This is a genomic window from Paenibacillus spongiae (assembly GCF_024734895.1).
GTDB lineage: Bacteria > Bacillota > Bacilli > Paenibacillales > Paenibacillaceae > Paenibacillus_Z > Paenibacillus_Z spongiae.
On sequence record NZ_CP091430.1, the window covers coordinates 1262644 to 1275000 of the forward strand.

At 53.7% G+C, this 12357-nt stretch carries 12 protein-coding genes (1 of these 12 only partly in view); 10 read left to right on the forward strand and 2 right to left on the reverse strand.

Features of this window, described 5'->3' with window-relative positions:
- Positions 1 to 59: 59 nt before the first annotated feature.
- The 4 genes from L1F29_RS05680 (at position 60) to L1F29_RS05695 (ending at position 2539) form a co-directional block, all read left to right on the forward strand.
- Positions 60 to 266: a PLD nuclease N-terminal domain-containing protein gene (locus L1F29_RS05680; RefSeq protein WP_258387391.1), complete on the forward strand. Its 207-nt coding sequence runs from the start codon at positions 60 to 62 to the stop codon at positions 264 to 266.
- Positions 263 to 1186, forward strand: a complete 924-nt coding sequence (locus tag L1F29_RS05685; RefSeq protein WP_258387392.1) for an ABC transporter ATP-binding protein — start codon at positions 263 to 265, stop codon at positions 1184 to 1186. The genes L1F29_RS05680 and L1F29_RS05685 overlap by 4 nt, the downstream gene beginning before the upstream one ends.
- Entirely contained in the window at positions 1183 to 1965 is a 783-nt protein-coding gene (locus tag L1F29_RS05690) for an ABC transporter permease (RefSeq protein ID WP_258387393.1), read from the forward strand. The genes L1F29_RS05685 and L1F29_RS05690 overlap by 4 nt, the downstream gene beginning before the upstream one ends.
- A 196-nt stretch (positions 1966 to 2161) precedes the next feature.
- The gene (locus L1F29_RS05695) at positions 2162 to 2539 is read left to right on the forward strand and encodes an ATPase (protein WP_258387394.1); all 378 of its coding nucleotides are present in this window, start codon (positions 2162 to 2164) and stop codon (positions 2537 to 2539) included.
- 395 nt (positions 2540 to 2934) lie between these two features.
- Here L1F29_RS05695 and L1F29_RS05700 read toward each other — a convergent pair whose 3' ends face one another.
- Positions 2935 to 3747 carry a DUF433 domain-containing protein gene (locus L1F29_RS05700; RefSeq protein ID WP_258387395.1) on the reverse strand — a complete coding sequence of 271 codons (813 nt, stop codon included), beginning with the start codon at positions 3745 to 3747 and terminating at the stop codon, positions 2935 to 2937.
- 226 nt (positions 3748 to 3973) lie between these two features.
- Between L1F29_RS05700 and gatC the strand changes: the two genes are divergently transcribed.
- From gatC to L1F29_RS05730, 6 genes are all read left to right on the forward strand, one after another.
- Positions 3974 to 4261: an Asp-tRNA(Asn)/Glu-tRNA(Gln) amidotransferase subunit GatC gene (gene gatC, locus L1F29_RS05705; protein WP_258387396.1), complete on the forward strand. Its 288-nt coding sequence runs from the start codon at positions 3974 to 3976 to the stop codon at positions 4259 to 4261.
- Positions 4262 to 4347: 86 nt separating this feature from the next.
- On the forward strand, positions 4348 to 5805 hold the full coding sequence (gatA, locus tag L1F29_RS05710; protein ID WP_258387397.1) for an Asp-tRNA(Asn)/Glu-tRNA(Gln) amidotransferase subunit GatA: 1458 nt from the start codon (positions 4348 to 4350) through the stop codon (positions 5803 to 5805).
- Between the two features lie 40 nt (positions 5806 to 5845).
- Entirely contained in the window at positions 5846 to 7288 is a 1443-nt protein-coding gene (gatB, locus tag L1F29_RS05715) for an Asp-tRNA(Asn)/Glu-tRNA(Gln) amidotransferase subunit GatB (protein WP_258387398.1), read from the forward strand.
- Between the two features lie 177 nt (positions 7289 to 7465).
- A complete protein-coding gene (locus L1F29_RS05720; RefSeq protein ID WP_258387399.1) occupies positions 7466 to 9454 on the forward strand; it encodes a DUF4097 family beta strand repeat-containing protein in 1989 nt (662 codons plus the stop codon).
- Positions 9455 to 9533: 79 nt separating this feature from the next.
- Positions 9534 to 9965 (forward strand): peroxide-responsive transcriptional repressor PerR, encoded by a 432-nt coding sequence (perR, locus tag L1F29_RS05725; RefSeq protein WP_258387400.1) that lies wholly within the window; start codon positions 9534 to 9536, stop codon positions 9963 to 9965.
- 145 nt (positions 9966 to 10110) lie between these two features.
- The gene (locus tag L1F29_RS05730) at positions 10111 to 11841 is read left to right on the forward strand and encodes a glycosyl hydrolase family 18 protein (protein ID WP_258387401.1); all 1731 of its coding nucleotides are present in this window, start codon (positions 10111 to 10113) and stop codon (positions 11839 to 11841) included.
- 164 nt (positions 11842 to 12005) lie between these two features.
- On the opposite strand, the gene L1F29_RS05735 is transcribed toward L1F29_RS05730, so the two are convergent.
- Positions 12006 to 12357, reverse strand: partial view of a YgzB family protein gene (locus tag L1F29_RS05735; protein ID WP_258387402.1) — the 3' portion only. It continues 2 nt past the right edge of the window; only the last 352 of its 354 coding nucleotides appear in the window; the start codon is cut by the window's right edge — 1 of its three bases falls inside, at position 12357; the stop codon is at positions 12006 to 12008.

Genomic DNA, 12357 nt, shown 5'->3' on the forward strand with positions numbered 1-12357 from the left:
TTGGCCTCCAACCCGTCAATTAATCGATATCGTGATGTTTAATGAAGGAGGAATTCAAGATGGATCAACTAACTAACCCGCAGCTGTGGGCCATTATCGGACCTGTAGTCGCTCTTCAGCTGCTGCTTATGATCATTGCGCTCGTTGCTTGCGTTCGTGCCGAAGAAACGCGCGGACCGCGCTGGATGTGGGTGCTCATCATTATATTCGGAAATCTGATCGGTTCCATTCTATTCTTTATCTTCGGAAGGAAGGGGATGTCATGAGCGGACTCTTGCAGGTCGAGGGGCTGACCAAGTCGTTTGCAGGCTCCAAGGCGGTGGACGATATTCATTTTACAATCGGCGAAGGTCGCTGCATGGCGCTGCTCGGTCCGAACGGAGCGGGCAAAACGACGACGATCCGGATGATCATCGGACTCCTGGAGCCCACCTCCGGCAGCATTGCTTTCCGGAATCAAGCGTCTGGAACAGACCGCCGCAAGCAGATCGGTTATTTGCCCCAAATCCCGGCTTTCTATGGCTGGATGAGCGGCAAGGAGTTTCTGGTTTACGCGGGCAGGCTTTGCGGCTTAAGCGCCAGAGAAGCGGATGCGCGCAGCAAAGAATTGCTGGAGCGGGTCGGAATCGCTAATGCCGGCAAGCGCCGTATCAGCGGTTACTCGGGCGGAATGAAGCAGCGTCTCGGGCTGGCGCAGGCGCTTATCCACAAGCCCAGTCTACTCGTGCTGGACGAGCCCGTATCCGCGCTTGATCCAATCGGCCGGCGCGAGGTCATGGCGCTGCTCTCCGAGCTCAAGCAGGAGACGACCGTCCTGTTCTCTACGCATGTGCTGCATGATGCCGAGGAGCTGTGCGACGATGTTCTTATCATGCGGGAAGGAAAGATTGCCGTCTATGGGGCGATCGATGATATTCGGGATGCTAACCGCCAGCCGGTGCTGCTTCTGGAGACGGAAGGAGACGAGCGTTCACGGCAATGGCTGAAGGAATGGCTGCGCAACAAGCCCGCTTATGTTCAATCGGCAGAAGAGGTTGACAGAGGCATTCGCCTTGTCGTGAACGACGTCCGCACGGCAAGACGCAGCCTGCTCGCTCAGCTTGTGGAAGCGGACGTACGTGTGACGAAGCTGGAGTTCGGACATACGTCGCTGGAGGACTTATTTATAAAGGCGGTGGCGAGATGACGCAATGGTTCGTGTTATACCGGAAGGAATGGAGGGAGCTTGTCCGGAGCTATAAGCTGATCTGGGTACCGATCGTCTTCATTCTCCTCGGAGCTTCACAGCCGGTCACCACATATTTTTTGCCGGATATCCTCGCGAGCGCCGGCAATCTGCCGGAAGGCGCCACATTTGAATTTCCTGTGCCGCGGGCGGTGGAGGTGCTTGCGCAAACGTTAAGCCAGTTCGGTACACTGGGGCTGCTTGTCGTTGCGCTGTCCTGCATGGGAACGATATCCGGTGAACGGGTCAGCGGAACGGCTTCGATGATACTAGTCAAGCCGGTCTCCTACACGGCGTTCGTAACTTCCAAGTGGGCTGCGATGCTGACCCTGTCCACGCTTTCCTTTGCCATGGGCTATGGGGCGTCCTGGTATTATACGATGGCCTTGTTTGAGGCTGTCGGCTGGCAGGAGGTCGTGGGAAGCTTGCTCCTCTTTGCCCTGTGGCTCGGCTTTGTTGGCACCGTGACGATCATGTTCAGCTCGCTGCTGCGCAGTCCGGCGGCTGCGGCTTTCTCCGCCCTGGCATCAGCTATGCTGCTGTCTGTAACGGCGTCTCTGCTGCCCCGTGCCTTCGCATGGAGCCCGGGCAATCTGTCGAAGCTCGCTTCCGAGCAAGTGCTGAATGGTTCCGTGGAAGGAGCGTGGCTGCCTGTTATCATTACGCTATGCTGCATGGCGGCCGCCCTGTTGGCAAGTGCGGGGGTATTACGGAAACGCCCTTCACTGGATGCAGTCTAGATAATGGCATTGCGCAGCGAGCCTTGCAGTACAAGGCGCCTGGGCTGGGAGCAGCATCCGATACTTCCGCTATCGCAAGGGCGTCAGCGGCGTGGAAATAATTTACGCTTATTCCGCTTGCTCTATCAATTGGACTTCGCTATTATATTTTAGTAGGAAAACAAATTGATAAGTTAGCAGAGGCAGGGATGTAAACATGCTCAAGCTAGGGCAGAAAGTAATTATAATTTCAGACCTATTCGAACAGAATCTTCCCATCGGGGAGTATGGATATATTATTGCCTACGACCGCAATGCCGACAATGCATTCGATTATGTCGTTCGGGTCCCTAAGGCAGGCCGTAATTTCTATGTGCCGGCGGAGGATATCGAGCTGGAGGAAGTGCTGCTTCAGCTGGAAGCCGAACGCGTGGAGCGTGAGGCGCTGATCGATTATGCGCTCGCGACTCATAACGAAGAGCTGTTCCGCCGCGTAATGAACGGCGATGAGGCTGATGCGCCGGAGGAAAGCGCCAACGAGGCACAGAGCCGCGAGGACTTTATTCGGCAGGTGAACTTGAAGGCCTGGATTTAAGATAATTATCAATGAGGCTGCGGTATCGACCCCCGTTTATTGTCCGGGCAGTAGACGACAGCCTTATTTGTTTGAAAGGGATTATTTACATCTACGCCAGTTTCTCAAATAAGACTGCCTGGCATGGTATTTAAATCTAAAGAAGATGTTTAAATACATGGTTCTTATGTTCGGAATCGTACTCCTATTCGACGGTCTGATGCGTAAGCAAGCCTCGCCGGGCTGCATCAAGATCTCTCCTGCCGAGCAAGAGAAATTTATAAGTGAGCTGAAGCGAAGATCCCCTCATATCGTGTTTGATTTATAATCAGCCTTATTTTAGAAGAGAGCCTGCCGATATTCCGGTAGGCTCTCTTTCTGTTACAGGTCATGAACATCATACGGCATCGTTATGTTTACGTATCTGCTCCGTCCCCGTCTTCGGCTGTCTGCGAATCGGATGCAGCTGATTTCGAAGGCGCTTTTCCTTGGAATCCGCCTCTATGTCCGCCTCCGCCGTGTACTCGTTCCTGTCCGTTGACGATATTTTTCGCCTTTTCCTCAGCGGCGGCCGCTTGCGTATCGGCTTGCTCCTTCGTCAGCTTCCCGTCCTCTAAGGCTTGGTTGATCTGCTCCGCGATGGAGGCTTTCACCAGATCGATTAGTTTCTGTTCTTCCACGCCCTTCTCTTTGGCCAGATCGGCTAAGGACTTACCGGACTTCAATGCATCCGCAAGCTCTGAATCGCTAAGACCGAGCAGCTTGGCAATCCCGCCAAGGTCTGTCTTGTCAAGCACACCGAATCTTTCATGGCGGCCTTTTCCTTCAAACGGTCCAGCGGAATCGATCGACGTGTCCAAATTGGATGTGAACTGCGTTTTTTCTTCCTTTTGACGGTTATCGAACGCAGCCGTAAGCGCCTGCTTTAATTGCTCGCGCGACACGCCCTGTGCTTCGGCTATCTGAGCCAGCGTCTGCCCTGCAGCCAGCTTCTCGTTCATCCCGTCCTGATCAATCTTAAGGAGATCCAGCACGTCTTGGCTTACGGGACCTCCCATTTTCCCGTGACTGTGGCTGCGGTACCCAATATCTGAGGTGCTCTGCGTCTTCTTTATGCTATTGTCGCTGCCAGCATTTGTCGTTGCCGCCGAAGTTGCGGCATATGCGCTCAGCGGTATCATAGCCGCCAACGCTGCCGTGATGCTAATCGTTTTCAGGTACTTGTTCATCGTTCGAAATCCTCCTCTTGAAGCGAATATGGGCTTGCATCTTTCATTATGGCCATGCTTCCTTAAGCGGAAATGAAAGGAAGATAAGCGTGAGCTGAGTGTTTGCTGAAAATGCAAGGAGCAAGGTTCCGAGTCGGAACTCCTTTTCCATTGAGTTCAACCCGTTTCTTGCGCTATAATAGGAGGAATGTGAGCACACAAGGACAATAAGGGAGGCCACGCGCCCATGAGCATTACGGTCAAGGACGTTGAACATGTCGCCAATTTAGCGCGGCTGGAGCTTGCGGAGCAGGAGAAAGAGCAGCTCACCGTGCAGCTTAATGCGATTCTAAAATATGCGGAGAAGCTCGGCGAGCTGGATACCGATCACGTTGAGCCGACCAGCCATGTGCTGCCGGTTACGAATGTCATGCGGGAGGACCGTGTTCGTGAATCGGTTTCGGTCGAGACAGCCATGAAGAATGCGCCGGATGAGGAAGACGGCCAGTTCAAAGTGCCGGCTGTATTGGAATAGAGGCAAGAGCCTGCTTGACGGCGGGTTACCGGTTGTTTAACGCCCGCACCTGGCGTGCGCGGCGAAGTTGAAGGGAGGAAGGATTGTTGGCACCATTTGATTTGCGCCTTCAGGAAGTACATAACAAACTGGCAAGCAAAGAGCTTTCCGTCACCGATCTGGTTCAGGAGTCGTATCGGCGGATTGCAGAGACAGACGCTTCCATTCAAGCGTTTCTTACATTAAACGAAGACGGCGCCCGCGCCGCTGCTTCCGAACTGGACAAGCAGCTTCAAGAAGGCGGGGAGAGAGGGCTTCTGTTCGGCCTGCCCGCAGGCATTAAAGATAATATCGTGACGGAAGGGCTGCTCACGACTTGCGCCAGCCAATTTCTGCGCAACCACGATCCGATTTATGACGCGACCGTGGTCAAGAAGCTGAAAGCCGCGCAATCCGTTACGATTGGCAAGCTCAATATGGATGAATTCGCGATGGGCGGCTCGAATGAAAATTCCAGCTTTTATCCGACGCGCAATCCGTGGAACACGGAATATGTACCTGGCGGTTCGAGCGGAGGCTCTGCAGCGGCAGTTGCGGCCGGCCAAGTGTATTTCTCGCTGGGCTCCGACACGGGCGGATCGATCCGGCAGCCGGCTGCTTACTGCGGCGTTGTCGGCCTGAAGCCGACCTACGGTCTTGTTTCGCGGTTTGGCCTGGTCGCATTCGCCTCGTCGCTCGACCAGATCGGACCGCTCACGAAGAACGTGGAGGATTCCGCATACGTCTTGCAGGCGCTTGCCGGTTATGATGAGATGGATTCGACCTCGGCTAACGTGGATATTCCTGATTATGTGAACGCGCTGAACGGCGATGTGAAAGGCCTCCGCATCGGGGTTCCGAAGGAGTATCTCGGACAAGGCATCGACCCTAAAGTGAAAGAAGCCGTGCTCAATGCACTGAAAGTATACGAAAGCCTCGGCGCAACATGGGAGGAAGTATCTTTGCCGCATACGGAATATGCGGTTGCCACTTACTATCTGCTTGCATCGTCCGAAGCTTCATCGAACCTTGCCCGCTTTGACGGCGTTCGTTACGGCGTGCGCGCCGATAACCCGGACAACTTGATCGAGCTGTACCGGAAGTCGCGCAGCCAAGGGTTCGGTCCTGAAGTGAAGCGCCGGATTATGCTGGGTACCTATGCGCTAAGCTCCGGCTACTATGATGCTTATTATTTGAAGGCGCAGAAAGTCCGGACGCTTATCAAGCAGGATTTCGATAACGTCTTTGCCAACTACGATTTAATTATCGGCCCGACGGCGCCGACGCCGGCTTTCCATATCGGCGAACAGGTAAACGATCCGCTGACGATGTATCTGAACGATATTTGCACGATCCCTGTCAGCTTGGCGGGAGTGCCCGCGATCAGCGTTCCATGCGGCTTCGCGGACGGGCTGCCGATCGGCCTGCAAATTATCGGCAAAGCGTTCGACGAGACGACCGTGCTGCGTGCGGCGCATGCGTACGAACAGCATACGGAGCATCACAAACAGCGTCCGCAGCTCTAAGCTGATAGCGGATGTGAAGGAAGCGGAGGGCTAATATACGATGTTTGAAGCAACCAAATACGAGACGGTCATCGGGCTGGAAGTGCATGTCGAGCTCCACACGAAGAGTAAGATCTTCTGCGGCTGCTCCACCTCCTTCGGCGCCCCGCCGAATACTCATACATGCCCGATTTGTCTTGGGCATCCCGGCGTTCTGCCGGTTCTGAACCGCCAGGCGGTGGAATACGCGATGAAAGCGGCGCTGGCGCTCAATTGTACAATCGGCGATGTCAGCAAGTTCGACCGCAAAAACTATTTTTATCCCGATTCCCCAAAAGCCTATCAGATTTCCCAGTACGATCAGCCGATCGGCGAGAACGGTTGGATCGATATTGAAGTCGACGGCATTACGAAGCGGATCGGCATTACCCGTCTCCACCTCGAGGAGGATGCGGGCAAGCTGACCCATGTGGACGGCGGCTACGCTTCGCTTGTCGATTTCAACCGTGTCGGCACGCCGCTCGTCGAGATCGTATCGGAGCCGGACATCCGTACGCCTGAGGAAGCAAAGGCATACCTGGAGAAGCTTCGTGCGATTATGTTGTACTGCGACGTCTCCGATGTGAAGATGGAAGAAGGCTCGATGCGCTGCGATGCGAACGTGAGCATTCGCCCATATGATCAGAAGGAGTTCGGGACGCGGGCGGAGCTGAAGAATATGAACTCGTTCCGCGGCGTTCAGCGCGGTCTGGAGTATGAGCAGATGCGCCAAGCCGACGTTCTTGACAGCGGCGGCAAGGTCGTTCAGGAGACCCGTCGCTGGGATGAAGCGCAGGGTAAGACGTTCTCGATGCGCAGTAAGGAAGAAGCGCATGATTATCGTTATTTCCCGGATCCGGACCTTGTGAAGGTAAATATCAGCGAAGAGTGGAAGGAACGCGTGCGTGCGTCCATTCCGGAGCTGCCGGATGCCCTCAAGGCGCGTTATACGAGCGAGCTCGGTCTGCCTGCTTACGATGCCGGCGTTATCACGTCTTCCAAGAAGCTTGCTGATTTCTTCGAAGAGAGCCTTCAGTATACCCAGGATGCCAAGTCGGTTGCGAATTGGATCATGGGCGATTTGCTCGGCTATCTGAATGCGAACGGTCAGGAGCTGGATGACGTTAAGATTACCGGTCAAGGATTGGGCGAGATGATTGGTCTGATGGAGAAGGGCACGATCAGCAGCAAGATCGCCAAGACCGTGTTCAAGGCGATGCTGGAGAGCGGCAAGCGTCCACAGCAGATCGTGGAGGAGCAAGGCCTCGTCCAAATTAGCGACGAAGGTGCGATTGCGGCGGTTGTTGACCAGATCGTAAGCAAGAACCCGCAGTCGGTGGAGGATTTCAAAGCCGGCAAAGAGAAAGCGATCGGCTTCCTCGTCGGGCAAGTGATGAAAGAAACGAAGGGTAAAGCTAACCCGGCACTAGTGAACAAGCTGCTGCTGGAGCGGTTGAATCAATAATTCGTCATGAAGAGGCATGTCCGACCATTCCATATCGGCATGCCTCTTTTCGTATTCCCGTTCTTATGCGCGACTGTTTGTTGTGTTACAATAATATGGCGAATGGAGAAGTAACCGAAGCCCGGAAGGCGCAACATGGCAGCGTATGCAGACATCGATGGGAGGAGGTGGGCGCGATTGAGCGCGAATAAACGGGCAACCCGGAGCTGGGCGCGCCTGCTTTCATTTCTTATTCCAGGCGCAGGGCATTTGGCCTTGGGGCAGCATATGAAGGGGCTGCTTCTGCTTGCGGCGACGCTTACCGATCTCGTGGCGATGGTCCGGTTCGCGGATGAAGGAGGAGGGAAGTACGCTCTTCTAATCGTCTATTTGGGCCTGGCTCTCCCGGTATTTTGGTTCTACAGTGTGTTTGATACGCTGCAAGAGGCGGCGAAGCTAAGCTCGCTCCAAGATAACCAGCTTCCCGCAGAACAACCGAAGACAGCCGTTCTTACGCTTCAAGGCGTTCTGGTCATTGCCTTGGGTCTGGTGCTGCTCGCTCTTGTGAGGGCGCCTACTGTGCTGTCGCCGTGGCTGGACACCGCAGGTGTTTACACTCCGGGGATCGGGTTGGCTGCGATTGCGGTTTTGATAGGGATACAGAGGGGGAGAACGATGTTCAAAATGGGACGGTTAACTGCAGCTGTCATCATTATGGCCGTCGGAGGCTTGCTGTTATGGGATGAAATTAAAGGACGCAACGATATCGAGCTGCTGGGGCAGTGGTGGCCGGCTGCATTCGTGCTGCTGGGCTTGGAGGTTGTTATTTTTGGCCTTGTCTATCGTGCCAGCAGCAAGCGCCTTTCATTCGACATTGCGGGCAGCTTGCTGGCTGTCGTTATCGCAGTCGTCGCGTACGGGGTCACGCAGTACTCTGCAATGCCGTTCCGTTGGCTGGATGAATGGAAGGTTAATATAGCCGGCATGGCCGGATACGGTGAGGAAAAGGGCTTCAAGTACGAGAAGGAGGCCATTGCGATACCGGTTCAACCCGATTTGGCCTCCATTGTCATCGATAACCCGAATGGGAAAGTAACGCTGAAGAAGGGCGATGTCGGCGAAATCGAAATTGAGACCGTCTTGTGGGTGGATTCGGGGGATCAGGAAGAGGCTGACAAAGTTGCTGCCCATTCATCTATTGAGGTGGATAACGGCGATAAACTTACCATTAAGGCCAAGGGAGAGCCGTACGGTACGAACGGTAACCGCAAGCCGCGCATGAATATGCTCATCACGGTGCCGGCGGATTCCCATCTTGTGCGGCTTTCGACTGATGTGCCGCAGAAGTCTGAGGGGAACGATGGTGAAACTTTAGGGGGGAGCGCCTCGTCTGATAATATAGCGGGCGGCGTTCCTGGAATGTCGTCGAATGCCGGCTCGAATGAGGAATCAAGTACAGCAGCGGATATTGCTGCCGGGTCGCCAGGCTCCGAGACGTCGCAGCTGCCGGATGAATCGCCGGTGACACCGGAAGATGGGGAACAAAGCGGCGCCTCCAGTGACGCAGACGTTATTTCCACGGAATTGATGATACAGGTGACTAACGGTACGGTCGATGTGGCGGACCTCAATTTGCCGGGAGGACTTCAGGTGAAGGTAACGAACGGCGAAATTGCAATTCGGGACATCAGCGGACCGGTCGGTGTAGAGACGAAGAACGGGAGCATCACGGCGTCGGACATCAGTGGGGATGTACGCCTGGAAACTTACAACGGCATCGTGAAAGCGGCGCGGATTCAAGGCAAACTTCAAGGCTCGACGTTAAGCGGCGGCATTGAGGCAGAGCAGATAACCGGTGCGGCCGAGCTCGAGACGAAGAACGGGGAAATCATCATTCGGGAAGCGTCCTCAGGGATCAAAGCTGATACGCTGAACGGCGATATTGAAATCAGCAGCGCCGTTGTCGGAGGGAATTGGGACATTGACAGCTCGATCGGTGAAATTAGGCTGTACATTCCCGAGGACGGGAGCTATACCGTTAATGGTTCTGTTACATTCGGCAATGTAGCGACGGATCTGCCGTTAAGCGCAAGCAAAAAAACGATAAGCGGCGAGATCGGTTCCGGCGATTACCGAATTAATATTGACGCCAACAGCAGCATTACGGTAAATCGTTACAGCCCTTGAAATGGACACCAGCTTTCATTGACAAAATGAAAAGTATGCACGTACAATGGTGCTAACGATACAGAAAGGCGTGAAGGGCATGGGTACGACCGTAGAGCAAGCATTAGAACAATTGAAAAGCACCGGCGTCCGTATGACCCCGCAGCGTCATGCCATCCTGAGTTTTTTGATGAATTCAATGACCCATCCGACGGCTGATGAAATTTACAAAGCGCTATCGCCAGTATTTCCCAGCATGAGCGTAGCGACCATTTATAATAATTTACGGTTGTTCGTCGATGCAAGGCTCGTTCGGGAACTGACGTACGGCGACGATTCCAGCCGGTTCGATGCTGATCTCTCCGAACATTATCATGCGATCTGCAAATCCTGCGGAAAAATCGTAGACTTCGACTACCCGCCACTTACCGATGTAGAGGAAGCGGCATCACGCGAAACGGGATTCAGAGTAGAAGGTCACCGGATGGAGATTTACGGGCATTGCGGGGATTGCGCGAAGCTTCCTTCATAAAGAAACATGGTTTGTATGATGTTTGGGGTGTGCGCGGCATACGGCGCAATAGTAGCGTGCAGGAGAGGGGGTCAACCCGACTTTCTGCACGTTTTTTTGTCCAACATGGTTTAGAGGATAATATCGATCGGAGGAAAACATAGACGTGCAGAAGGTTCGTATCCGTCCGCGCCAACGCCGCGACGGCTGTTTCAAGTGGTTTGTTCTGTTATGCGGACTTATTTCAATGACCTTCGTCATTTGGTTCGGCTGGAATCGTTATGTTCCGAATAATACCGAGGAGAAGCCGCAATTTGCGGTGGAACATCCTGTCATTGTCCAGGGACAGGTCATGAAGGAAGGGGCGATAACCGAGAATGGGACGGTGAAGCTTCCGCTTCCTGTCCTGCAGCAAGCATCGCTCGGGCTGAAGGATTCGATTCATTATGAGCAGAAGAGCGGTACCATCGTTTTGACGAACGTGGACAAAGTACTGAGATTGAAGACGAACTTGTTAACGGCCACGATGAATAGCAAGCCATATGACTTGAATGTAGCCGCAGAGGTGAAAGCGGACAATGTATATATTCCCGTGACTCCCCTTGAGGAGCTGTACGGATTGAAGGTCGAATTAAACGAAGCAACCCAGATCGTCACGGTTATACCTGCCGGTGAAGCCGTGCAGCGGGGTAAGGCAGGCCAAGCTGAAGTCGTCATCCGCCACGAGGCTTCGATTCGGTCGCCGATCGCGGAGCGGATTCTACCTGGGAAAGAAGTGAGAATCTGGGGAGAAGCCGATGGCTGGTACCGGGTTCAGAGCGCCCAAGGTTACGTTGGTTATGCTGCGAAGGACAAGCTCCAATTGGCGAACGTCGAGCAGATCGAATTGCCGGAGCGGGAAGAACCGTTCGTTGCCTGGAAGGTGATGGGGAGCAAAATCAATATGACATGGGAAGCCGTGTACAACAAGAACCCCGACATATCCAAGATCGGCCCGCTGACGGGCGTGAATGTTGTCAGTCCGACCTGGTTCGAGCTTATCGACGGCACCGGCAAAATTAGCAGCAAGGCGGATAAAGCCTACGTGGATTGGGCGCATAAGAAAGGAATGCAAGTGTGGGCGCTGTTCAGTAATGGCTTCGAGCCGGAGCGGACGACGAGTGCGCTTGCGGACGCAGATAAACGCTTCTATATGATTCAGCAGCTTCTGGCGTATGCTCAGATGTACAAGCTGCAGGGCATTAATTTGGACTTCGAGAATGTTGTGACATCGGACAAGGCGAATTTAGTTCAATTCGTCAAGGAGCTGACGCCACTGCTTCATGAGCAGGGGCTGGTCGTCTCCATCGATGTGACCCCGAAATCGAACAGCGAAATGTGGTCGAAATTTCTGGACCGCGCCGCACTGGGCGAGGTCGTCGATTATATGATCGTCATGGCCTATGACGAGCACTGGGCTTCCAGTCCCAAGGCGGGATCGGTCGCTTCGCTCCCGTGGGTAGAACAAGCGCTTGTGAAGATAATGGAAGAGGATAAAGTGCCTGCCGACAAGCTGGTGCTTGCTGCGCCGCTCTACGCCCGTTTATGGACGGAGAAGACGGATGAGACCGGGGAAGTCAAAGTAAGCTCGAAGGCGCTCGGTATGGATGCCGTGGCGCGAATCGTGAAGGAACGCAATTTGAAGCCCGTCTTTGATGCCAAGACCGGCCAGAACTATGTAGAATATACGGAGAACGGCGCTTTACAGCGAATATGGATCGAAGACGCCGTTTCGATGAAAGCGCGGGCAGCGCTTGTAATGAAGTATGATTTGGCAGGCATTGCGACATGGCAGCGAACGTTCCAATCGGATAGTATTTGGGCAATTATAGATGATTCTTTAGATAAACGACCATAACTGTATGTGAAAACAAAAGACGCCTCCATGATGGTTAAGTCCATCCGGGGGCGTCTTTATTTCATATTTGCGATACTTTGCTTATATTTCTGAAGGAAGAAACTCATTCAAGCGGATAATGACGGCTTTCAGCCGATTCTTCATGCATCTACAATTCAAGAAGCTTAAGTCTGTGTCGTATCGGCCGGGTGCTGAGTGGCTTGTCCGGGGTCGAGCGTCAGTATCGTTTTGCAGTACATGCAGCGATCCGTTTTGCCGAGCATCTTCGTTTGGCGGGAGCATTCGGGGCAAGTCAGCATGGTGGCGCTGGTAGACATCATGCCGGCCCAGAAATAAACGCCCACGCTAATGAGCATTGCAATCATCCCGATTACCATGAAGATCCCCGCGAATATTTTCCCCGCTTGTCCCCAGAAGACGATACCGGATGTTCCAAGAATCATAAGACCCATACCGGCAAGCGTAAAAAGGAGTCCCCAGAGCCGGAATTCGTTAATTTTGCTTGATCTAAAAAAC